17 protein-coding genes, 1 tRNA gene and 4 pseudogenes are annotated in these 22,315 nt (G+C 42.9%); 12 read left to right on the plus strand and 10 right to left on the minus strand.

The annotated features are described in order from the left end of the window. Window positions 1-243: 243 nt before the first annotated feature. Both lptF and lptG read left to right on the plus strand, forming a co-directional pair. Window positions 244-1,341, plus strand: coding sequence for an LPS export ABC transporter permease LptF (gene lptF / locus ACSJJG_RS17540; protein ID WP_481090045.1), 1,098 nt, complete (start codon window positions 244-246; stop codon window positions 1,339-1,341). After that, window positions 1,341-2,417, plus strand: a complete 1,077-nt coding sequence (gene lptG, locus ACSJJG_RS17545; protein WP_481090471.1) for an LPS export ABC transporter permease LptG — start codon at window positions 1,341-1,343, stop codon at window positions 2,415-2,417. Before lptF ends, lptG begins: the two co-directional genes overlap by 1 nt. Window positions 2,418-2,489: 72 nt before the next feature. On the opposite strand, the gene ampH is transcribed toward lptG, so the two are convergent. Continuing rightward, window positions 2,490-3,695 (minus strand): D-alanyl-D-alanine-carboxypeptidase/endopeptidase AmpH, encoded by a 1,206-nt coding sequence (gene ampH / locus ACSJJG_RS17550; RefSeq protein ID WP_481090046.1) that lies wholly within the window; start codon window positions 3,693-3,695, stop codon window positions 2,490-2,492. Window positions 3,696-4,098: 403 nt separating this feature from the next. Here ampH and ACSJJG_RS17555 point away from each other — a divergent pair. The 5 genes and pseudogenes from ACSJJG_RS17555 to ACSJJG_RS17575 all read left to right on the plus strand — a co-directional run bounded on the left by ACSJJG_RS17555 (window position 4,099) and on the right by ACSJJG_RS17575 (window position 8,227). Beyond that, window positions 4,099-4,183, plus strand: a tRNA-Leu gene (locus tag ACSJJG_RS17555). A 164-nt stretch (window positions 4,184-4,347) separates the two neighbouring features. Continuing rightward, window positions 4,348-4,551: pseudogene (locus ACSJJG_RS17560) on the plus strand (Arm DNA-binding domain-containing protein); the annotation flags it as partial. A 2-nt stretch (window positions 4,552-4,553) separates the two neighbouring features. After that, window positions 4,554-4,910 (plus strand): annotated as a pseudogene (locus ACSJJG_RS17565) (primase-like DNA-binding domain-containing protein); the annotation flags it as partial. Window positions 4,911-5,446: 536 nt separating this feature from the next. Continuing rightward, a protein-coding gene (locus ACSJJG_RS17570) for an IS1 family transposase (protein ID WP_282885575.1) occupies window positions 5,447-6,144 on the plus strand; the annotation gives its coding sequence in 2 pieces (ribosomal slippage) (window positions 5,447-5,696 and window positions 5,696-6,144; 699 coding nt in all). A 52-nt stretch (window positions 6,145-6,196) separates the two neighbouring features. Then, window positions 6,197-8,227: a hypothetical protein gene (locus ACSJJG_RS17575; RefSeq protein ID WP_189760893.1), complete on the plus strand. Its 2,031-nt coding sequence runs from the start codon at window positions 6,197-6,199 to the stop codon at window positions 8,225-8,227. 692 nt (window positions 8,228-8,919) lie between these two features. On the opposite strand, the gene ACSJJG_RS17580 is transcribed toward ACSJJG_RS17575, so the two are convergent. Then, complete coding sequence (locus tag ACSJJG_RS17580; protein ID WP_189760892.1) at window positions 8,920-9,201, minus strand: hypothetical protein; 282 nt, start codon at window positions 9,199-9,201, stop codon at window positions 8,920-8,922. 519 nt (window positions 9,202-9,720) lie between these two features. Here ACSJJG_RS17580 and ACSJJG_RS17585 point away from each other — a divergent pair. Together ACSJJG_RS17585 and ACSJJG_RS17590 are read left to right on the plus strand one after the other, a co-directional pair. Continuing rightward, window positions 9,721-10,260, plus strand: a complete 540-nt coding sequence (locus tag ACSJJG_RS17585) for a YopT-type cysteine protease domain-containing protein (protein WP_189760891.1) — start codon at window positions 9,721-9,723, stop codon at window positions 10,258-10,260. A gap of 755 nt (window positions 10,261-11,015) precedes the next feature. Further along, window positions 11,016-11,261: pseudogene (locus ACSJJG_RS17590) on the plus strand (hypothetical protein); the annotation flags it as partial. Window positions 11,262-11,659: 398 nt separating this feature from the next. Here ACSJJG_RS17590 and ACSJJG_RS17595 read toward each other — a convergent pair. From ACSJJG_RS17595 to ACSJJG_RS17625, 7 genes are all read right to left on the minus strand, one after another. After that, window positions 11,660-12,805: a Wadjet anti-phage system protein JetD domain-containing protein gene (locus ACSJJG_RS17595; protein WP_189760890.1), complete on the minus strand. Its 1,146-nt coding sequence runs from the start codon at window positions 12,803-12,805 to the stop codon at window positions 11,660-11,662. 4 nt (window positions 12,806-12,809) lie between these two features. Then, on the minus strand, window positions 12,810-14,204 hold the full coding sequence (locus tag ACSJJG_RS17600; protein WP_399478451.1) for an SbcC/MukB-like Walker B domain-containing protein: 1,395 nt from the start codon (window positions 14,202-14,204) through the stop codon (window positions 12,810-12,812). A 1,702-nt stretch (window positions 14,205-15,906) separates the two neighbouring features. Then, window positions 15,907-16,089, minus strand: a complete 183-nt coding sequence (locus ACSJJG_RS17605; RefSeq protein WP_223281830.1) for an ATP-binding protein — start codon at window positions 16,087-16,089, stop codon at window positions 15,907-15,909. Next, window positions 16,086-16,850: a DUF4194 domain-containing protein gene (locus ACSJJG_RS17610; protein WP_189760889.1), complete on the minus strand. Its 765-nt coding sequence runs from the start codon at window positions 16,848-16,850 to the stop codon at window positions 16,086-16,088. The genes ACSJJG_RS17605 and ACSJJG_RS17610 overlap by 4 nt, the downstream gene beginning before the upstream one ends. 5 nt (window positions 16,851-16,855) lie before the next feature. Beyond that, the gene (locus tag ACSJJG_RS17615; RefSeq protein ID WP_228011605.1) at window positions 16,856-17,788 is read right to left on the minus strand and encodes a DUF3375 family protein; all 933 of its coding nucleotides are present in this window, start codon (window positions 17,786-17,788) and stop codon (window positions 16,856-16,858) included. Beyond that, window positions 17,785-18,551 (minus strand): IS5 family transposase gene (locus tag ACSJJG_RS17620; protein ID WP_282885508.1). Its coding sequence is split into 2 segments (ribosomal slippage): window positions 17,785-18,176 and window positions 18,176-18,551, totalling 768 coding nucleotides; the frame shifts between segments, so codons are not numbered across the junction. Before ACSJJG_RS17620 ends, ACSJJG_RS17615 begins: the two co-directional genes overlap by 4 nt. After that, on the minus strand, window positions 18,493-19,197 hold the full coding sequence (locus ACSJJG_RS17625; RefSeq protein WP_282885574.1) for a DUF3375 family protein: 705 nt from the start codon (window positions 19,195-19,197) through the stop codon (window positions 18,493-18,495). The genes ACSJJG_RS17620 and ACSJJG_RS17625 overlap by 59 nt, the downstream gene beginning before the upstream one ends. 126 nt (window positions 19,198-19,323) lie before the next feature. Here ACSJJG_RS17625 and ACSJJG_RS17630 point away from each other — a divergent pair. From ACSJJG_RS17630 to ACSJJG_RS17640, 3 genes are all read left to right on the plus strand, one after another. Further along, window positions 19,324-20,018, plus strand: a protein-coding gene (locus tag ACSJJG_RS17630; protein ID WP_282885557.1) for an IS1 family transposase whose coding sequence is annotated in 2 segments (ribosomal slippage) — window positions 19,324-19,573 and window positions 19,573-20,018 — 696 coding nt in all. Because the reading frame shifts where the segments join, the coding sequence is not laid out codon by codon here. 381 nt (window positions 20,019-20,399) lie between these two features. Beyond that, window positions 20,400-21,296 carry a BrxR family helix-turn-helix transcriptional regulator gene (locus tag ACSJJG_RS17635; protein WP_189760354.1) on the plus strand — a complete coding sequence of 299 codons (897 nt, stop codon included), beginning with the start codon at window positions 20,400-20,402 and terminating at the stop codon, window positions 21,294-21,296. A gap of 187 nt (window positions 21,297-21,483) precedes the next feature. Beyond that, window positions 21,484-22,011 (plus strand): GTPase, encoded by a 528-nt coding sequence (locus tag ACSJJG_RS17640; RefSeq protein WP_189760355.1) that lies wholly within the window; start codon window positions 21,484-21,486, stop codon window positions 22,009-22,011. Window positions 22,012-22,139: 128 nt separating this feature from the next. On the opposite strand, the pseudogene ACSJJG_RS17645 reads toward ACSJJG_RS17640, so the two are convergent. Then, window positions 22,140-22,283: pseudogene (locus ACSJJG_RS17645) on the minus strand (IS1 family transposase); the annotation flags it as partial. Window positions 22,284-22,315: the final 32 nt, after the last annotated feature.

Genomic DNA, 22,315 nt, shown 5'->3' on the forward strand with positions numbered 1-22,315 from the left:
TCGCTAAAATACCGCGTTCCGCATTCATTCATCCCAAAGAAAAGTAACGGTTATGTTAAACTAAGCATATTATTTTTTGATACTTAGATAACGATAACTATGTTCTAATTGGGAACCAATATATGGAATGCTTTGGTATCATTTTAGCGATGGGGAAGCCAAACTGATTCATATAAATGGTAGATATACGACGAAGTTAGCGACTTTCCTGCAAAAAGACAAGTTTTCACAGGCGTAATAAGCGTGATCATCATTAGATATCTAGTACGGGAAACCCTGAAAAGCCAAATCGCAATACTGTTCATCTTATCGCTGATCTTTTTCAGCCAGAAATTAGTTGACGTATTGAGTACGGCGGTGGAAGGAAATATTCCCGCAAATTTGGTTTTATCGTTGTTAGGTTTAGGTGTGCCAGAGATGGCGCAGCTTATTTTGCCCCTGAGTTTATTTCTTGGGGTATTAATGACGTTCAGCAAACTCTATACCGAAAGTGAAATCACCGTTATGCATGCCTGCGGGTTGGGCAAAAGTGTATTGGTGAAATCAGCCCTTATTCTGGCTCTATTCACATCAGCGTTGGCGGCGGCTAACGTTATCTGGGTCACGCCGTGGTCTGCCAAATATAAAGCGCAAGTACTGGCGGATGCAAAAGCCAACCCAAGCCTTGCGGTAATTATGGAAGGGCAATTCAAACCTTCTCGTGATGGCAACATGGTGCTGTATATCGGTAACGTGAAGGGGAACACTTTTGAGAATGTTTTCCTGGCCCAGCTCCGTCCGGCGAATGACCAGCGCCCTTCTGTGGTCATTGCAGATGGCGGGCATATGGAAGAACGCCCGAATGGTAATCAGGTGGCGGTACTTCATCAAGGAATGCGTTATGAAGGTACGGCACTATTGCGTGACTTCCGCATTACTGAGTTCACTAATTATCAGGCCATAATTGGGCACCAAAAAGCAGATATCGATAACAAAGTTGAACAAAAATCGATTGAACAGCTTTGGCATGATACCGATAACGACTCTCGTGCAGAATTCCACTGGCGCCTGACATTGGTTGCTTCGGTGTTAATCATGGCGTTGATGGTGGTGCCGTTAAGTGTCGTGAACCCGCGTCAGGGGCGGATACTCAGTATGCTACCCGCCATGTTGCTCTACCTGATTTTCTTCCTGCTGCAAAGCTCCCTGCATTCCAATGGCAGTAAAGGCAAACTTGATCCTCTGTTCTGCATGTGGTTGGTCAACGGCGTGTACTTTGCGTTGGCTGTGACGCTTAATCTGTGGGATACCGTTCCCATGCGCAAACTGTGTTCGCGCTTTAAGACTCAAGGAGCGTCATGATGTTTGGGGTATTGGATAGATATATCGGCCGCACCATCCTGCAAACCATCCTGATGACTTTATTTATGCTGGTATCGCTTTCCGGCATCATTAAGTTTGTCGATCAGCTACGCAAAGTCGGGCAGGGGGAATATACCGCATTTTCCGCAGGCATTTATACCCTGTTGAGCATTCCCAAAGATATTCAGATCTTCTTCCCTATGGCTGCTCTGCTTGGGGCGTTATTAGGTCTGGGAGCATTGGCGACGCGTAGTGAGTTGGTGGTCATGCAGGCTTCTGGCTTTACCCGCCTGCAAGTGGCGGGAGCAGTCATGAAAACGGCAATCCCGCTGGTCTTGCTGACGATGGTCATTGGTGAATGGGTTGCCCCACAAGGAGAACAGATTGCCCGCAATTACCGTTCCCAAAAAATGTATGGTGGTTCACTGATGTCCACTACCAAAGGGCTTTGGGCGAAAGACGGCCAAGATTTTGTCTATATCCAGAGTGTTGGGAAGGATAATGCCCTAAACGGCGTCAACATCTATCATGTTGATGACAACCAAAAACTGTTATCCATAAGATATGCGGCTTCAGCGGTGTATGACCAAGATAACCATCAATGGAAGTTATCTCAGGTTGAAGAATCCGATTTAACCCAAGATGGGCGGATCACGGGGTCACAACGTCTTTCTGCGGACTGGAAAAGTCGGCTGACACCAGAAAAATTGGGCGTCGTTTCCCTTGATCCTGAAGCGCTTTCCATACGCGGCCTGCATCAATATATTACCTACCTGCAACAGGGCCAACAGGATGCCGGACGTTACCAGCTTAATATGTGGAAGAAAATCTTCGCACCTTTATCGGTTGCGGTGATGATGCTGATGGCACTCTCCTTTATCTTCGGGCCACTGCGTAGCGTGCCGATGGGATTCAGAGTTGTGGTGGGGATCAGTATGGGCTTTGTGTTCTATGTCTTGAATGAGATATTCGGTCCGCTCAGTTTGGTTTATAGTATGCCGCCGATATTAGGGGCGCTGTTGCCAAGTTTGTTGTTTTTTGCAGTGAGTGTTTACTTACTCTTATATAGAAAATAACAAACTGATATCTCAGCTAACTTATCTGTCGCCGCCTCCACCTTCAACCGTGGAGGCGATTTTTCAACAAAACTAAATTTGCTTATGATTGCGCGCCAATGCGGCAACTAATTCATTAACTCCATTCGTCACACGACTAAATTTACTTTGCTCCTTGCGGGTCATCACCACAAATACGCCGATATTGCTTTCAGGGATCATTGCCATATAGGTATTGAATCCACCGCCGCCGCCAGTTTTCTGGTAAATACCGTTGGTATCCATATATACCCAGCCAAGCCCAATTCCGTCTGCCAGTCCCGCAACATCCATCCCTGTGATTGATTTCAGATCGGCACGTTTAAAGTAGATACCTTGTTCACGGCTGGCTGTCTGCTTCCTTAACTGATTATGGGAAGATAAAAATTGTTGCATCCAGCGCTGCATATCTGCGGGAGTAGAATAAATTCCGCCACTACCTGCGGCAGCAATCGTATTGACGCAAGGGCTGGATTTAACCCCCTCCATTAAACGGTCGCATTGGGATAGCGTGGGCGTCAGTGTCGTATCTTTCATGCGATAAGGATGAGTAATCTCCTCTTGCAGCAGCCGGGAATAGGGTTTTCTCGTGGCTTTAGCAAGAGCATCAGCCAATAAATCATAGGCCAGATTGGAATACGAAGCCGTCGTGCCGGGCGCGGCATCTATTCCTGCGGTTTTCAGCCAAGTCCAGCGGTTCGATTGGGTCGGCCAAATAAATACAGGGCGTCCCCATTTTCCACCTGGCTGTTCCCGAGGCAATCCGCTGGTATGACTTGCCAGATGATACAGTCGGATTGGCTGACCTGCGCCGTAATTTGGTATATGGACACCGTAATACGTGTATTTCTGCAACGGATCGGTAATCTTGAGATGTTTCTTCTGTGCCAACTTAACCATGATCTCGCTGGTCATCAATTTAGTAATAGAAGCTATACGAATTAAAGAATCCTGCCGTGGCCGAACGCCGTTCCCTGGATAAGTTTCCCCGAAACTGCGATGTATAACCTGATTATTATCGATCACCACTATCGCCATTCCCAAAGGATTGCCCTCTTCAAAGATGGATTGGGAATACTGATCGACCAATGCAGCAGCTATTTTCTTAATATTGTCGTTACTCTCGAACACTTCCCATTTTGCCGGTTGCGCATTAGATTGCTGAAATTTTTTCTGGTGTGAATAACCAGAATCTGCACAAGCTGAAATCGCCCATGTCATGACGGAAACTGCACACAGTTTATATAGCCGTTTTTTCATTTTTGGATTAACCAATCAGGGAGCATTCAAGTAAAGGAATAAAGCTGCTATTTGTTTTTCTTAAATATCGCCATTATGGCACCAATCACGATACCCAACAGGATACCTGTAAAAATCCAACTGATAATAGTCATGATAATTTACCTCATAGCAGTGTATTGTTTTGAATTATATAAGGAGTTTATAGGTTGTCTATTGTCTGAAAGGAATTGTGTGAGGAGGGATTTACGGGATAGGGTGGAAAAAGCGGTTTGGTTTTTAAGCGTTGTTGGTAAAAATCTGGTGAAAAAATAGAATAAGCGATTCTTTTTTCGGCAGTTGAGCAAAATCGAAAGGATAAGTATTGCGAATGTGCTTCTGACAGGTATAATGGCCCCCGTTCTCCGAATCATTTCATTTCAGTGCCGAAGTGGCGAAATCGGTAGACGCAGTTGATTCAAAATCAACCGCCTTCGGGTGTGCCGGTTCGAGTCCGGCCTTCGGCACCATTCGTTAGTTTACTAACGTCTACCTAAGTCTACAAGCTCCCTAAAAACCCCTATAAATCAAGACACTTCGTTATTTTGCTGTCTACTGTGGTCTGTTGCAATCAACAAGCAGCAAAGGGCATAATTTGGGGCACCTACACTTCGATTTTAAATGTGCCCTAAAAATGAAACTAAACGCCCGACAAATCGAAACTGCGAAGCCGAAAGAGAAATCCTATAAATTAGCGGATGGCTCTGGCCTATATCTCGAAATCACGCCGCGCGGTTCTAAATACTGGCGTATGAAGTATCACCGCCCTACCGATAGAAAAGAAGATCGGCTGGCCTTTGGTGTTTATCCTGCTGTGTCATTAGCTGATGCTCGCGCTAATCTGCGGAGGCGCTGGATATCAAACGCGGTACAGATCCACTGGTCGATTTTTGCGGTTATCTTATTGCTTCCCATGAAGCTGACGGTTTGTTAATCGGCAATGCGGAAATTATGCCGTTCAATCCTCATAAGTACCTTTATCACGCTTATCTTGCTTATATGAAAGGCAATAACCTGAATAAACCTGTTTCTGTAACTCGTTTTGGCATGGATATGCTGGGCGCGCTGGCAGAGTATGGTCAGCATTACCTGCGCAAGAAAAGCAAACAAGGTATTTGTAGCAACCTGAGCCTGAATATTGATACTGCTATCGAATGGATGCCAAAACTGGCAAGAGATAGCCTGCCAGAAGAATAACTTTTTTGATTACAGTAGTTTTCAAAGAAATATAAAAAAGTGTTCACTACTATTCACCTTATTTTCCGGTTCAGGGTGAAGAGTGGTGATGAGTTTAATTTCAAGTTATCACCCATTAACGATATGAATTTAAATAAAAATATTCAAAGGTGAACAGTTTTATTACTAATTCTTCAATAGGGGGGTAGATAAAAGTTGTTTTTTTGGCAGGTAATCTTTCAGCCCTCCGTGTTACTGGGTTAATTTATTAGCCCGGTAACTCGGAGAAGACAAGAGTAGCGCGTCAGTGTGGTTTTAATCTGTTGTCTTAAACAAAATGTAACACAGGTAACCATATCTATTTGTTTAATATACGATATTAATCACGATTTTTCTGCTTTATTGTCACCTATACTAGAATATATAAATAATTCTGGTATATCCTGTCCTGCGGTGTATCAAAAACATGCAATTATCATAGGCAAGATAAAGAATTTTTCGGTCGTGACATCAATTTATTGAATCATGTATAGTATGCCTATTTGGAGAACATTCAGATGGCAAAGATTGATGTGACCTGTCCCTCTTGTTGTGCAGTTAAAGGGATCCACCGTAATGGGCGCTCACGTTCTGGTCAGCAACGTTATCTTTGCCAATCCTGCCGTCACTCCTGGCAACTCGAATTCACTTATGCCGCTTGTCGTCCCGGTACACATAAACAAATCGTCGATATGGCCATGAATGGCATGGGATGTCGGGCGACAGCACGAGTGATGGGAATTGGCCTGAATACCGTTCTTCGCCATTTAAAAAGCTCAAACCCAAATCGGTAACCGAAACCATTGCTCCTGGCACTGAAGTGATTGTCTGCTGTGAAATGGATGAGCAGTGGTCGTACGTGAAGTCAAAGAATCAGCCCCGCTGGCTCTTTTATGCCTACGACAGGATAAGACGAAAAGTGATCGCCCATGTTTTTGGCCCGAGAACAAAGAGGACCTTGGGGCGTCTGATGGCTTTGCTGGCGCCTTTTAACATAGTGGTCTATATGACAGATGGTTGGAAAAGTTATGAAAAAATACTGGCCGGTAAACTGCATGTGGTCAGCAAGCGTTATACACAACGCATAGAGAGGCATAACCTGAATCTTCGTCAGCATTTGGCAAGACTGACTCGCAAGACCTTATCTTTTTCAAAATCCATAGAAATGCATGACAGAGTCATTGGGTATTATTTGAACATTCGTCACTATCAATAAATTGGAATCATGACCTGACATAGCAATATGTTATTATTAAGGATGTAACAAAATGGTTTATTATGATGCACGAGAGATAACAAATTTGGTGAAGGATGCTGAAAAATTTGTAGTATTCTATCGGAGTTGGATTGACAAAGTTGAAATTGAACCTGCTCTGAGTGTACTTAAAATTTCAGCGCTTTACTACCACCGTTTCTCCGAACAGTCTGAAGAGGATTATACGCATTATTTTGGTCGATGCATTTATCAACTTTTACTACGTTTTCCTTCCCATCGTGATAGGATTTTAAAGACAGAAAATGACTGTCGGACTATTCATCTAGCGTATAATAACTTTTTCCGACGTATAAGGGTTATGGACAAGCGTTATCATAGCTCTACAGATAAAGAACATAAGCTAAATGCATTTTTAATATTATCTGAAATAAGCTTGAGTATTATGTGTTCACTACTTGAAAATATCCCAAGTGACCGGGTTGAATCTATTTTTCCTGTGGTATTGAGAATGCATGGCCTGCCACTATCGGAAGACGTTACTCCTCAGAATATAAAATCAATCAGTATGGTCTTTGACCAAGTGTGTAGTTATACTGGTAATATATTTAGAGAGTTACGACATGTAAATTCGCTGAATCTTGAGTATCATTGTTCCGAGCAGGCTGTAAAAAATACAGGAAGTTGGCTGAAAGAGTGGGATGATTTTGACTCACTTAATCGTATCAGCGATCTTTTTCGTTTTTGCAATGCAGAAATTAGCCATTCTGATTTAAATAATATTTCTATAGAGGTAGACGAATGCTGTGCTTATAAAGCTTATGAGGTAGCACGCTCTCGCTTTACTATGCGAGGTACTGCTCTCTATTATGAAATTCAGCAACTTCTGGAAGAAAATCCTAATTTCGTTGAACAGTTGAAGCAGGTAGTTCCCGAGTGGATTAATGAAAGAGATTTTTTCTCTATCGCTTATTTTAGTGAAATGGAAAATATGTCACTAGAGGATTTATATTTCGAGTATGGAGGTGTAACTATTTATGCCTGGATTCATGCATATGAAATGTTAGTGGCGCTAGCGAAACAGGAGATGGATAATCGCTTCCAAAGGTTAATTCCTGGAAACCTTCAACTTAAAGATTGGGTTATTTATCATACTCGTGATGAATGGATACATTTTTTTGCCGAGGGTGGGCTTTCTTGGACTACAGCAGCATTAGTCACCGATTACTTTACATTTGACGACAAAGCACTGGATATGAATGATTGTCCGTTACTTCCTTGCAGTGATGGTCTTTGTTTGATGCCTTCCATCGTTTCAATGAGTAGTGCGACGCGTTCCCTACTGTCACTGTTTAGCGCAAAAAATATGTCACTTGATGATAAAGGTAAAAGCCACGAACGACAGTTTATTAAGAGGGTTAGAAAAGCTCGAATTTGCGCAGCTCAGCTTTCAGTGCGAAAAAATTATGACTGCGACTGTGCAATGGTGATTGACGATCATTTATTTTTTATTGAGTTGAAATCCAATGGCCATCCGGTACGCTTCAATCGTTACTACCAGACGCTGGTAAATATCAATGGCGATAATGCTGCAGTGAGAACTAAATCTTCCTGGATCAAGCAAGTGACACGTTATGCTGATTATTATGCGGCTCAATTAGATTTGGTCCGTGATGCCCTGAATTTACCATCAAAATGGAAGCCAAAGGGCTTACATAAAATGATTATCACCACCTCGATGTTTGGGGATATTTATCATCAGGACGGTTGCTATGTTGTCGATAAAACAGCGTTTTACAGCTTTATTGATCGCCTCGCGAGTACAACTACCGAGTTAAAAAACGGCATGCGTACACTGATAAAGCCTGAAAGTGATCATTTTTATCATGGTGAGATCACTATCGATAAAATGCTGGGTTTTTTGGAAGTGTTACCTTCTATTACTGCGAAGCGTCGAAGAGTACAACAGCTTACATATAACGTGCAGTGTGGCAAATTAAACTTCACTTATCCTTTTTTTGATATATGGCCTGCACTTGAAACAGTATTAAAGGAAGATGGTAGCGAAACCGTTGCAATGTTATAAGCTGCTAGTGCCTCAATATATACTGAGCGAGACACAGGGCCAACTAAGTTCTAGAAATGGGGAGCAGCTTAGGCCTTCTGTAATTTTTATATCATGGCAACATCTAGGGATAGAAATCATCCTGCGCTGATGCTAAAAAACTAAATTTACGCTTTGCCTGTAATCCTGCGAACTATTTGTCCATAACAGCCCCTCAAAGGTCATGTATTTCTTGAGAACCATTTACGGGCTGTTGAAATGGGTAAACTTTAGGCATCTTCGAAGAAGGTTCTTTTGCCTGCATTATCCTTGCTTAATGGTCATATCAGTTGTACGGATTTTGATGTGTGGGTACAAGTGCGGGTATAACTATTTATATCGACTAATAAAATACATTGATATCAGTATGTTGGGTGTTAAATTCGAGTTCGGCCTTCGCACCATATACACTTCCGTAGTTGTCTCCTGTTGTCTACGAACTCCAAAAAATCCAATAAAATCAATAATAGCACTTCTAACAATGTCTCGTAGTGTCCCTCGCAACCTATGTTATTTGGGGGAATATTCGGTTAGGTCAATTGAGGTGTTCCCCAAATAGACAAGTAGAGACTACGAAACCCAAAGACAAAAAATACAGACTTGCCGACAGTGATCCTTGCAGAAGCTCGCGCTAAACGCGATGAAGCCAAAAAAGCACTGGCTAAACCCTAATATCACATCCGTAATCGTTCTGTAATCATAAGATTTTTTCGCTGACGATAATGGTATTGTTGTACGCGGTATTGATGTCGTCGTCGCCAGCTTGACCAATATAAAATTTGTTCTACAGTTTCCTTGGTCTTTACCATCAGTTTTGGCAGCAGCTTACGCAGTTTCGTTACACTCAGGGATATCAATTCTTCTGGCGTTTTTTTCTCCTGTATCCGCAAAACAGACAGTACCGCATGCGCCAATAATGACAACATAATATGTGTACCACTGCCGCACTTCGTCATGATCAAAATCCTTTAATCATGCGTTCTCTTACTTCTTGGGATTTAAGGGGGGCATCAAACCAATATTCATCCAACAAAGGCCCGATCTCTGTATCGATTAAGCCTTACCAGTGAACGACTCCACCAGCCCATAGGGTACAAAGCTCAGGTACCACGGACAATGCAAAGCCCTTTAGCGGACTTAACTCACAAAATCGCGTAAAACTTTCACCTGACCTTATAATCCATTGATAAAGCTCAAATACCCTGAAGCGCAGAGTTTTGAGCGATATGTAAAGCTGCATATCGTTCGGCTTCCTTCGTTGGAGGATTTTAGGAATATCAATGAGTTGGGTTTAATTCCGGCATTTTAGTGGAATCGACTTAATTTACTGGCATATAAAGCTTGTTCAGAATCTTTACTAAAATGCTTTTTAAAAACCCTTTACATTAGGCAAAACCCATATATCCTGTTTTTAACATATTTTTGCCCTTAATCTTTTTCGTAAACCAACTTATAGTGAATGGGGGTATTTAAAAATGTCGTTATTAGATGCTAATGAATTTGAAGGAAATTGGGTATTTCGCTTCAATCAAACTCTGCATTTTCCCCTTAATTTCTCTTCGACTATGCAAAATGGAGCCTGTAGTAGTTTAGTAATGGCTTGGGTAAAGATGCACAAATCAGGAAAGTCTCACCTATTTCCAGGAAATATAAAATTTCCTAGTTACATCAAAATAGTTGAAAATCTTAAAGCTAAAAGTCTGGATGGCATGAAATTTCTTAATGAAAATGGATTATCATATATGCATGTAAGCTGTTATGGTGAAAACAATGTTGTAGAAAACTTAGCAACTATCAATGAAGGTTATGAAGCTTTGGCTTATGGAGATCATGCTATTGGGTTAGCAGTAACTTTCTATGGTGTCGACTTTTTTGATCCTAATTTTGGTTGCGTTCATTTCCCGACACGTCGTCATCTTAGAGCATGGTTTAAGGAAAGATATTGGCCTAACCGTGATGGAATAGGGGCGATTGCAAGGCCATGTAATGATATTCTTGTGCACTCAATTGTATAAATCTACAAGCCATGATCGCACATCGCCGCCAAGCTGCATATTTACACCTTGCCCGTAGATCCACCAGCAAAGTAATTCCAGCAACCTAACAGAATTAAACAAATTCAACGAGTTAGATACTTTCTGTCTGGCTAATTTCCCCCAATGGTGGAAGTTAATAACAATCAATAAATTACATCTATATCTATCCATAACTCTTTGATTAGGCTTAATTGCTCTATTTCGGAGTAAGCAGGGTTGGGTGAAAAATCACCAAGTATAGCACAATGGTAGTTAGATGAGGTTATCCCGACGGGGGAGAAAAACGGTACGCCTTACCGTCGCCTCATCTTAAGGCATAACGTTATAAGGCGGACGTAATGAAATCCTTTATATTTCCTTTCAAGTAATTGAAGTAAGAAAAAGCAATAGAAAAATTAAATGAGCTAGACCCATCTCTTCAGATTGATAAAGAGTGCCTGTTCCAGTAGTGGAATGAAGTTAAGCCATTTAAGTACCGAGTTCTCATTCAAATCCTGTGCTTGCAGAGATGAATCGAACGCTAAATGATACTTATCGTCGAGAGAAGGGATTCTTCCAGCACGATATTTGAATGAGCACAAAGTCTCTGTTTTCTTATCGTTACCTTAGATAGAAAATTATAAATAAAAACAAAATGATAATATGGTTTTATCAGTACGCATCTCTATCAAAAAATAGCCAGTTCCTTCTGTCATCCATGAATTCCTATATGGCTGCTATTGACGATTTTCAAAATTGTCTTTGGTGATATGGATTTGTTTGAGATCCAGCCAGCGTCTTCACCCAGATGATTACTGGCTAAATACCTTTTCGCCTCTGAATTTAATGCCTTGCAGTTTGAATATAAGGAACGCAAAGATTTAAGCGCCGAGCGAGAAGAGAAGTATCAACGGTACGATACGTCGATGGTATATCGTGGAGAAAGTTTAAAAGATGAAATCAAAACGATTTATTCCAGCCTGGAGCAGCGCCAGTTATAAGTCTGTAACGGCAGAACCTTTAGGTTCTGCCGTTTGTTTTTGCTTTCTTTTTCAGAAAAATAATAATGAAAAATCCTGATGGCCTGCAGCCTTTTCAGCACTCACTATCTGGCCTGCCATAATGAGTTATAGTGGTATAAGGCTCTCGGACACTTCATAAGCCTGCTAATCTGATGAATAGTGAAAGTGGGTATGACATCAATTTATTGAATCGTACATAGTATTCCTATTTGAAGTACACTTTCCGTCATCCTTGGCAACTGAAATTTATTTATACCGCATGTTATCCCGGCACACATAAGCAATGACCATTAATGGGATGTCGGGCAACAGTGCGTGTTATAAGGATTGGCCCAAATATCATTCTTCGCCACTTAATTTTTCGGCTTTTATATGTACTAATCCGTTCCCCAGCTCATTAATGCCGAAGTTACTACATCTATCGGGAGGAATTCTTGTTCAAGGCGTCCGCATTGTAGATTAGCTAAATAGTAATAAAAATTAGCTTCTTCATTCAGCAAACCATCAGGAATGGTGTCTTGTGCTTTTACCGGCTCAGGAACAGCTCTATGACTGGCATGTTCATCAAACAACTCTCGATGCATTAGTAATGCAGAAAGAGTTGGGTGATATTTTCTGGCTCTTGCTAACATCAAAAGTCCCCAGGTATCCATATCTCCCCAGTAGGCAACGGATTTTTCTTTCAGAGCAGGGTTAGATAACCATTGCAAATCAAGTCCTGTGCCTAAGATGGCGATAGTGTCAGGTAAAGTTGGTAGTTGATGCTGGCATTGTTCATTTTCAATGATGAGCAAGCGTGCAGCAGGCAGTTTAATTTCAGCCAGTTCTGCCGTGGTGACTTTACTTTTTTTAAAGGGTAATAATTCTGGTGATAGCGGTATTACTAGTACCCAATGGTTGTTTTCATCAAGAGCATCCAGAAAATCTGTTAAACCTTGTTTACTGGCTTCTCCCATAAAACGTTCGTCCAAGAGTCTGGTTAGTAATGATGTATTATTTTCAATAAATTTTGTATCCACCCCTAGCCCTGACAATAATCTCAATGGTAGTCCATTTGCGTATCCCGGTGTTAAGCGGTTGGCCAACTTGGCTGCCGTAATGACCTCTTGAGGATTTCGATATATCCAAAGTGAACGATTCTTGATCAATAGTGGATGGAAAACTGTGTTGACATGTTCGATAATTTCCTCAAGTAATCTGAACTCACAGCTGACCACTGGATCCTTGGTGGCATTAATCCATTCTGAAGGCTTCTGTAAAACCCAACGCAATGGCATGGATATTGGCATATTACTTGCCCGATAACTCACTAACTCCCATTCGACTCGTCCGATCTTCACATTCCTCCATGCCTGAACATGTTCCAAAACTTGTTGAGTATTTTTAGTAAATTCCCTTGAGGTGGGTTTACCAATGGGGAGACTCAATGGCCAGTTACCTGGGGGGAGTAGGCGTTCAGCACGGAGCTTTGAGTTGTACCATTGGTTGGAAAGTTTCTTAGCGATTTCGTCAGGGGAGTTCATGTTGCTAGTGTGTTCTCCGTTGATCGTGTTTTTCAAGCTCTTCCCAACTCAGGGAAACCATATTTGAATTCTGGCCGCGTCGATGAACGACGATAGCCGAGCGAGTATGATGGCGCAACAGCCGCATTTCCTTGTTAGGTGTGATAAATATTGCATGCAGACCAAACTCTTTGAGTGCGGCAATGATCCTGCCTGCAACCGTATGAGAACTACGGGAAAAAGCTTCATCAAGAATAATAGTGCCGAAAAGCGGATGGCTACTACCTTTGGGGCAAAGTGCATAACTGAGCGATGCGGTAAGCACGTAGGAAGCAATAATCTCCTTTTCTCCACCGCTACCGCCTTGTGAGCCAGTGCGTGATTCAATCACATTACCAGTATGGCGGTTCATCACCGACACGGCGAACTCCAGACGAAAACGTGGATCCAGCAACGCTTTTGCACCTAGAGTTCGATTTCTCTCGCAGGCATCCCGAAGCAATGCAACCAATTCTTGTAAGGCTTTATAATGGCTTTCACCGTTATCATCAACAAACCGTGCGGCATTTAACTGACGCTGAGCTTTTTCAAACGTGCGTAGGCTTTCATGGTTTACTTTCTTTGTTACCAGCCGTAGGTAGCGGTCTGGCTGAAAATCAACCCTGAACATTGTGGCGTTTAGTTCGCTTAGACGCTCTTCGATCATTAGCACTTCATGTTCAATATGGCTGAGCAATTGTGTTACGCCATCATCGGACGAGCGGTTCAAATAGTCCAAAAAACGGTGGAGTTTTTCTGGTAAGGCTTCTTCGGTCAGTTTCTGCAAGCGCTGCAAATAAGCTGGAATATCGTCCAGAACTGTGTCTATTTCAGCAAGTGCCCCAGTATCTACCCGTTTGGCTTCGGACATGCGCCGAGTCAGTTCCATGTTCAAGTCGTGCAGTTTTTCTTGAAGCTTTTCGATTTCATCCTGGAGTTTGCGCATATGTTGGCGTTCCAGCTCATGAATATCAGACAGTTGTTCTATTGTTATTATTGGGAAGTGTAGGGCGCTTAATTGCCGCTCTTCCGCCGATATTCCTTGTTGTGCAACCCGCTGTGCCTGTTGCTCTGTAGCTAAAGCCGTTTCGAGGCTTTTTTCCAGTCTGCCGGAGTCTTTATTGGCTTTCTGAAGCTGCTTTTCTAGTTCATTTTCAACTTGTTGTGCCTGGGTCATCAGTAACTTGGCAGCACTTGCATCAGAATCTGGGTGGGTTAAGTTTTCCAGTCTTTCCTTTAGTTCAGCTAGCCGTCTTATGGCGTCCTGAACATCGATATTATTGAAGTCAATTTGCTGAATTTTTTGGAGTAAAATAACCTGATGCTGGAGCTGGCTTGCCTCACCTTTTACCGACTCTAGTTCTTGATCTGCGATTGCCATCTGTTTCTGAAGCCTGGAAATTTCCTTCGCAAGGAAGGTCATACGATCCCGATTATCAAACCCTGTCAACCAGTCTTCATCAAGGCGTTTCTGGTCCTGTTTGTCGTAAAAGTGTTGCTTGCCAGACATTAGTCCTTGAACAGTCATAGCATGGGGGATATTGCGCAGCTGTTCGGGGCTGTCAATACAATGGCGATCAATATTTGCTAGTAGCACTTTTACTGCCTCTATCCAGGGATGGTCCTTCCACAGCAGTTTGTGGGTGAAACCATCGTCAAAAAATCTGGCGGGAGAATGCGGTAATTTTACTTCCAGTAATCTCACATGCAGACGATTATGGCGTTGGTTTACCCAACGTAACGCTACTGGTGCAGATTCCGGTGAGACAAGGATACGCAGCCGATGGCTACCGATAGCGCGTTCAATGGCACCACGCCATGGAGCTTCTTTCGGCTTAACCTGAATCAGTTCTGCCACGAAAGGAAGGTTGGTTTCATCAATATTTAGTGCTTTTGCCAGCTCACTGCGGAATGCCTGATAATGAACAGGGAGGTTAGAGTCAGGACGTCGTGAAATCTCGGTGCTTTCCAACTCCAGCTGACGAAGTTGCTCGGCCACGTTGTGCCTGAGAGCGCCTTTTTGATACACCTCATCTTGTTTAAGCTTTATCTCGTGGGTGAGTTGCTCGAATCTGGCTTCAGCTTCATGCTGGTTCTCCTCCAGCTGTGGTTGAGTCAGTACAGATGAAAATCCGAGATTATGTGTCAGTTGCTGGTACTGGTGCGCTAGTGTTTCTCGTTGGGTGAGGGTGCTCTGCCAGTCGTTAATACGGTCGTTCAGTTCATCAATATTTGCACCGCCAACCTGTAGATAACGCTGCATGCAGTCGGTAATGACTTTTTTCTGAGATTCAAGCTGCACCCGAAGATGAGCTTCTTTGGTTTCTGCCTTATCAAGCGCCGTCTCAAGATGACGGATTTCTTGTTGCCAGAGATGGCTTGCCTGTTCTGCAAACCAGATGGGCAACAACGATTCCAGTACCAGCTTGTCAGCAAGCTGTATTTGCTGTTCTTGATGTTTAGCCCAGTTTAGGGCAATAGGTTGTAAGGATTGTTGTTGCTTGCGAGCGGTTTCCAGCTCCTGATGGATTTCGGTCAGGTCATCAAAGCTGTTGGCGACTTCCTTTGCTCGCTCAAAAGCGGAATGGTCGTCAAGTACCAGATCGCGGAAAATTTCATCGATACTGTTTAGCTGCTTTAATCCTGCAGCACGGTTGAGCAGAGTAAAGGCGTTCTCTCCCACATCGAAGTAGTCCCTCAGACGGGCCAGGTATTGTTTTTTATTCGACCATGTCCAGAGTCCGGTCGTCTCTTTTTCCATTTGCTTTAGCAACCGTGTGCCGCCGTCATGATAGACGTTCAGCCAGCGTTCAAGTGTCTGTTCTGGACTATCGCTGAATAACCAAAGCCTTTTCATATCCGTTGCACTGAAGCTGGTTGTGTCAAACCACAGCAGCGCCCCCAGGCGTACCAGTTGCCCCTCACGCTCCAGTGTTGCGGCAATACCTGTCACAGTTTTCCCTAATCTGGCGATATGTGATTGTCCTTCTCCTCCATCACCGGGGCCAGACACTCCCCGTACGTAGGAGATTAAATCCCGGTCACTTTCATGCCCACCCGTTGAGGCCAGATTATAGCGAGGATTAGCGCAAAGTAGTGTCATCAGTGCGTCTACTAGAGTCACCACTCCCGGTTGGGCCAATCACTGCCGTACCTGCCTGATTGATGGCCGCCTGATGCAATCCTTGAAATCCCCCCCAGTTAAATAGTTCGATATTGGTGAGAATAAAAGAGTCATTTTTCATCAGGAGAGTCTCTTGCTTCATGCTTCCTCCTCGCTGTTATCTTTTTTAGATGTGTCATCCAAGGGAGTCTGGTGTGCGACCTGTTCCCGTAGCCATGTTAGTAATGCTTGAAGGTTTGCCGGATCAGCGAGATGGGCAATGATTGGACGAATAGTGATTCGTTCATGGTCATCTGGCGACGTCACTAATCCATGGACTTTCAGTTGATCCAATAGATTAATCAACCGTGTTCGCTCTTTTGACTCGCTTCCCGGATCGCCAAGGTAGACCTGTAATTGTGGAAGAAGATCGTCTATGGCTATCTGCACCTGGTTAGCTCCGATTCCACTCTCTTGCTCCCAGGCGATAAAATGCTGGCGCAAAATAGCTACCAACAACGATTGTTCTAGATTTAACCTCTGCCGCCGCACCAGTGGATGTGACCATTCATTTTGCTCCTGAACCTCATCAAGCTTGACTTTGACATACAGCACACCGCGAATTTCATCTATACCAATATCTAGATCGAGTGGTTCTAAAATTCGGATAATTTCTTCAGGGTGGGTCAACACAGTGCGGTACAGTTTGGGTTTATTTGCCTCTTCCAGCAGACCATACTTAAGCAGTTCTTGGGCTGCCTCTCGTATTTTTTTCACGGTTCGCGTTTCGCTGCCAGCGATGTTTTCCACTATATGCCCGGTTACATCGTTATGCTCGGTTACATCATTGCCTTGCTGAGCCGAATTATTGTCAGAATCTATTGCATTATGCTGATTGATAAATTTGTCAAAAAATACCGCCATGCTTGTCACTCCCAGTCAATATCTTCCAGTGCCTGGCTTTCCAGCCTAGTGGTAGGTAGATTGAATCGCCAGAGGTGATCTTCGTCCTCACTAAGTTCAACATACTCACGTTGATCGTCTCTCACGTCGATGCCTGCTTCTCTTGCCATTCCAATCCAGAAGGCAAAAGTTTCGAGATCGTGAACAGGCGGCAGCAATGTCGCCAGTTCAGCAAGGCCAATGGGTCTATTTTCCTCCTTCAATAGCTGTAGTGTCTGATAGAATAACGTTTCACGATCTAACCCATGAAAAGCATCCCAGAAATCATCACCGATTTGTGCTAGATCGGCGACATGATGACTAAGATCGAGCGTTTGCTCTGCTTCATCATCGACTTCTTTGAAACGAAGGCGTTCAATGACAGGGATCCCCCCTACGGCTACTCCAACAGCGGGAAATGGCACTTCCTTTTTGCGTACAGCTTGGCGCTGCCAATTAAGTTTTAATGCTAAGTTAAAGAATTCATTAAGCAAATGTCCGACACGATGATGTTCCGCTGCGAGGCCGGTTTTCATAAAGCTTCGAACATCTTGTTCGCTGCGGGCTCGCGCCTGAAGTACCGTTTGCGATTCATCTACAAGGCGTTTTACTAGCCAACGCAGTTCATGACGTTGTATACGACTTAATGCATTAGCAGCGGCAGGATGACTAAGAATTACGCTTAATCGTTTACTCATTGTGGTCAGTTCAGCAGACTGGCGAAGTTGTTGTTGAAAACTGTCGAACACCCTTCCTTCAGGAGTATTGAGTAGCGCTTCCTGATCGTTAAGCAGACGATCAACGATTTCTCCTCGATGATATTGCTCACCAATAATCGATTGTCGGAGAACACGATAGGCTTCACGCCAGGAATCTTCAACACGCCGAAAATCGGCTCTCAGACTAGATTCTGTCGTCATGAAACATTCAACCAAAGAACAAGACAACGAATTTGTACTGCGGCAAGAAAAGATGCGCGATTTTTTGCATAGCGCGTCGCGATACCCCGCCAGCGCTTAAGATGAAGAAACGCATTTTCAACTAAATGACGGAGTCGATAAAGTTCACGGTCGTATTCTCTGGCAACCTTTCGATTTTTCCGACTGGGGATCTGAACTTGCATGCCTTGTTGTGCCGCTTTTTCTACTATTGCGTTGCTATCATAGCCTCTATCTGCCAAGAGGTGCTCGGCATCAAATCCGTCAATCAAGGCCTCAGCTTGTGAACAATCCGCTGTGGTACCGCTTGTAATAACAACTCTGACCGGCATACCATGCGCATCCACGGCCAAATGTATCTTTGTATTGAGCCCCCTTTTGTGAGTCCCATCGCCTGATTACCGCCTTTTGCTCCCGCGGCATCGGGATGCACTTTAATATGGCTAGCATCAATCATTAACCACTCGAAATCAGGGGCATTCACTAACTGTTCGAGCAGTTTTTCCCATATCCCTTTATCTCTCCAGCGGCAAAACCGACGATGGGTATTTTTCCAGTCACCATAATCAGGGGGCAAATCCCGCCAGGGAGCGCCTGTCCGTAAAATCCAAAATACCCCATTGATAAAACGGCGATTATCTTCAGCAACACGTCCCCAAGCGCCCTGACGTCCAGGTAGATGAGGTTCAAGCAGAGCCCAAATATGATCTGAAATATCGTGACGGCGGTGTGCAGGTATACTCATGGTTAATCAGCTCTTTTGATGGAAGAAGAAATATTATCGCACAATTTACCTCATGACGACACCATCTAGTGGCCAGATTGAAGACTTCGCGAATATGTTCAATTGCCTGATGTGTTTCTAGTATTTCAATATGTCCGGCTTCTGCCTTTTGTAACTCGCGTTCAAGCTCGGCTATTCGGCGGCGTAACACAGAAATTCGGTTAGCTGGATTAGGATTAAGACTGGTTTCCAGGTTTTCGATTTCTCTTTGTACAATGGATAAGCGAGAAGCGGTGGAAGTCATAAAGCGGTTATCAAGCGTTTCAACAAAAGTGATGGAAATCTCAAGTGCATCGGTTGCAAATATACGTCCATCACGCTCGACAATTAGGCGACGTTTAATCCATTCCCGTAGTTCACGGCTTGCCTGAATATGGGGGTTATCCTGTTTAATTTCATATTGTTCGTGGTTTACGTGATCCATAAGAATGTTGGCAAGATGCTGAATAGCATGTTCAAGAGGAATACCGTCGTTCGATTCCTCAAACAAGGTTTTCAGGCAACTTAATACGAGTGGGGCGCGTCGAGTGGCAAGGAGTAACCAAGCTGGATGTTGATTTCTTGCTGAAATATAACTGTCTGTGCGTTGCTTGATATTTTCTTTCATATCGCAGATCTTCATCTATTTCGGTTTTAAGGTAACAAAACAAATTTGAAGTATGGCTTGCGCTTACGGGTCACGTATTCAATTTGTTGTTTCTCATGTATACTCCTCACTTTTTCAGGAAATCAGATGGCAACGGTAGAAGTGAAATGTCGATTTTGTCAACAAACCGAATCGGTAAGAAAACATGGCACGGGTCAAGGTGAACGTCAGCGTTATCGTTGCCTGTCTTGTCGCCGTACTTTTCAGCTTGAATATGCTTATCGTGCTTGCCGGACGGGCATAAAAGAACAAGTTGTGGATCTTGCCATGAATAATGCCGGTATCCGTGACACTGCACGGGCACTACATATCAGTATTAATGCTGTCGTTCGCACTTTAAAAAATTGTCCCCACGATGTGTAACCACATTACCGCTGGAACAGGTGGAAATTGAGCTCATCTGTGAAGTCGATGAGATGTGGTCATTTGTTGGGAATAAAAAGCAACAACGTTGGTTATGGTATGCTTGGGAGCCTCGTCTGAAGCGTATTATTGCCCATACTTTCGGCCGACGAAGCAAAAAGACGTTGAAGAAACTGCTCAAAAAATTATCGCACTTTAACGTCGCTTTTTGGTGTACCGATAAATTCAAGGCTTACACCTTGTTGACCACGGATAAACACCTCATCGGAAAAAGTTTTACGCAGCGTATTGAACGTGAAAACCTCACCCTTAGAAACCGAATTAAGCGGCTGAATCGTAAAACATTAGGCTATTCAAAATCACCGGAAATGCATGACAAAGTCATCGGGACTTTTATCGAAAGAGAATATTATATTTAAGACCAATCAACATTTTGAATACGTGACCCGCTTACGAAGATACTTCGGTTTATCCGCTTCCTCTGCTGTGATGTCTTTTCCTATATTCTAGACTACGCGCCTGCTTCAGTTTCATTATGCCTCCCGTTTAAATATCGCCCCTTTTTCTTTTGAAAAGATTCATTCTTAAAACACAGAATAATTTCCACTGTCCTGTTCGATTTTGGTATTTTATTTTTTATTTAAAATCATATGGGGTAAAGTGAACAAATAGTGGTGGAAAGTCACGGGCAATTGATTTCTCTTATCTACATGTGATGAATGAGTTCAGTATATTCGGCAGGGAATAATATTCCGATACTGGTTACATGAACATGTCGCATTTTGGAGCACATAAAGGCAATGGGTAAGCTAACCTGGGATCAAACTTTACGCTTTCGTTTACTTGAAATAGTGTTGCAGTGGGAAGGGCGTCTGACGACAAACCACCTTTGCTCTGCTTTTAATATTGGTCGTCAGCAGGCATCTAAAGACATCAATCGCTACATCAAGAAATATTCTCCTAATGGGTTAGAATACGATAGTAAACTCAGGGGTTATAAACCCACCGCTTTTTTTGTTCCCCGTTTTAGTGAAGGTAAGGTTGATGAGTATCTGACACTCCTGCATCAGGAAAAACAGCAGGTGCGTCAGCATCTAGAACGGGGAATGGCTCTCCCTTTAATGGATTTACGTTACGGTCATATTGAGATTTTAAATGTGCCAGCCCGCCATATCGATCCAGAGATCGTTCGGGGTTTGGTGCAAGCGGCTCGTTATCAGTTGAGGGTAGATGTTGACTATGTATCCTTAAGCTCGGAAGAACAAAGTGGACGCAATATCGTACCTCATACGTTGGTCTATGATGGGATCCGCTGGCATGTACGTGCATATTGTGAGAAGAAAAAAGATTACTTGGACTTTGTAATGAGTCGATTTCGTGGTGTGCCTGATTTGCTGGATGCTTCCGAAAATGGAAGAGAGCAAGATGTTGAGTGGAATACTCTGGTGACTGCTATAGTAGTGCCTAACCCCAAGCTCAGCACTACTCAGCAAAAAATTATCGCCAGTGATTACGCGATGAATGATGGAAAATTGCTGATCACTCAGCGTATCCCTTTACTCCATTATGCTCTTGGGCTTTTACAAGTGAATTTTGACGGGGAATATAATGAGAAGCCTCTACTACATCCACTGGTATTAGCCAACCGATCCGATTTAGTTAATCTAGGATGCCACTTCAAGCTGACAAGTGGTTGATTTGTCCATGGTGTAATAAATAAAAATTCAATATCGTAGGACACTTCTTTTACTTCTCGCAGCGCGAGAAGTAAGTGATATTCATAAATATCAGTGTCTCACTATGATGAAAAGGTATATATTTGAACTTAAAGTATTATGAAATTTTTCTCAGAACTTTGACCAGCTATACCATTATAAGGATGTCATGAAACTTTCAGATTTAGGAAATAGAATTTGCATTATGGGGCCATCAAATAGCGGTAAGTCCACACTTGCTAATGCAATTTCAAGGAAGTGTAACTTGAAGGTAATTCATCTGGATCAACTTTTTCATTTACCCAATACAAACTGGCAGGAACGTTCCGTAGATGAATTCATCTCATTACATGATATGGCAATAAAGGAAGATAACTGGGTTATAGATGGGAATTATAGAAAATGTCTATCACAACGCCTATTCAGGGCAACTGGAGTGATCTTATTAGATGTTTCAACGTCATCAAGCCTGCTACGTTATGTAAACAGAACATTATTTCAACGCAAGCGCTATGGTGGTCTGGAAGGTAGTAGAGATAGTATCAAATGGAAAATGATCCATCATATTTCTGTTGTTACCCCCAACAGCAGAAAATGCTATGCGGGTTTGTTTGAACAATTAACCATACCCAAAATCAAACTGACATCTATTAAAGAAATTAAGGATCAATTTGATAAATGGGAACTTACTAGGTAGTTACTTGTGTAAATTATTTTCATAATATATCAATATCATAAAAGAATATATTTTCGGATTCACATATTAAGCGCAACACTATAATTATTCATAGCAAGATCAACAAATTGTTCTTTTATGTCCGCCTAGCATGCTCTGTAGGCGTACTCAAGTTGAAACGTGCGTTTGCAGGATAAGCAGCGGTAACGTTAGTGACCCGCATCGCCTTTGCCGTGTTTTTTAATAAATTCCGTTTGCTGACAAAATCGACACTTTACTTCAACCGTTGCCATTTTATTCCCCCCGAAAAAATAACGACTATACA

This window comes from Xenorhabdus sp. SGI 60, from assembly GCF_056632175.1.

Excerpts from the sequence above, each read along its gene's own strand:
- lptG (WP_481090471.1), top strand. The coding sequence starts at position 1,341 with ATGTTTGGGGTATTGGATAGATATATCGGCCGCACCATCCTGCAAACC.
- ampH (WP_481090046.1), bottom strand. The coding sequence starts at position 3,695 with ATGAAAAAACGGCTATATAAACTGTGTGCAGTTTCCGTCATGACATGG.
- ACSJJG_RS17575 (WP_189760893.1), top strand. The coding sequence starts at position 6,197 with ATGGTTTATTATGATGCACGAGAGATAACAAATTTGGTGAAGGATGCT.
- ACSJJG_RS17580 (WP_189760892.1), bottom strand. The coding sequence starts at position 9,201 with ATGACGAAGTGCGGCAGTGGTACACATATTATGTTGTCATTATTGGCG.
- ACSJJG_RS17585 (WP_189760891.1), top strand. The coding sequence starts at position 9,721 with ATGTCGTTATTAGATGCTAATGAATTTGAAGGAAATTGGGTATTTCGC.
- ACSJJG_RS17595 (WP_189760890.1), bottom strand. The coding sequence starts at position 12,805 with ATGAACTCCCCTGACGAAATCGCTAAGAAACTTTCCAACCAATGGTAC.
- ACSJJG_RS17600 (WP_399478451.1), bottom strand. The coding sequence starts at position 14,204 with ATGGCAATCGCAGATCAAGAACTAGAGTCGGTAAAAGGTGAGGCAAGC.
- ACSJJG_RS17605 (WP_223281830.1), bottom strand. The coding sequence starts at position 16,089 with ATGAAGCAAGAGACTCTCCTGATGAAAAATGACTCTTTTATTCTCACC.
- ACSJJG_RS17610 (WP_189760889.1), bottom strand. The coding sequence starts at position 16,850 with ATGGCGGTATTTTTTGACAAATTTATCAATCAGCATAATGCAATAGAT.
- ACSJJG_RS17615 (WP_228011605.1), bottom strand. The coding sequence starts at position 17,788 with ATGACGACAGAATCTAGTCTGAGAGCCGATTTTCGGCGTGTTGAAGAT.
- ACSJJG_RS17625 (WP_282885574.1), bottom strand. The coding sequence starts at position 19,197 with ATGAAAGAAAATATCAAGCAACGCACAGACAGTTATATTTCAGCAAGA.
- ACSJJG_RS17635 (WP_189760354.1), top strand. The coding sequence starts at position 20,400 with ATGGGTAAGCTAACCTGGGATCAAACTTTACGCTTTCGTTTACTTGAA.
- ACSJJG_RS17640 (WP_189760355.1), top strand. The coding sequence starts at position 21,484 with ATGAAACTTTCAGATTTAGGAAATAGAATTTGCATTATGGGGCCATCA.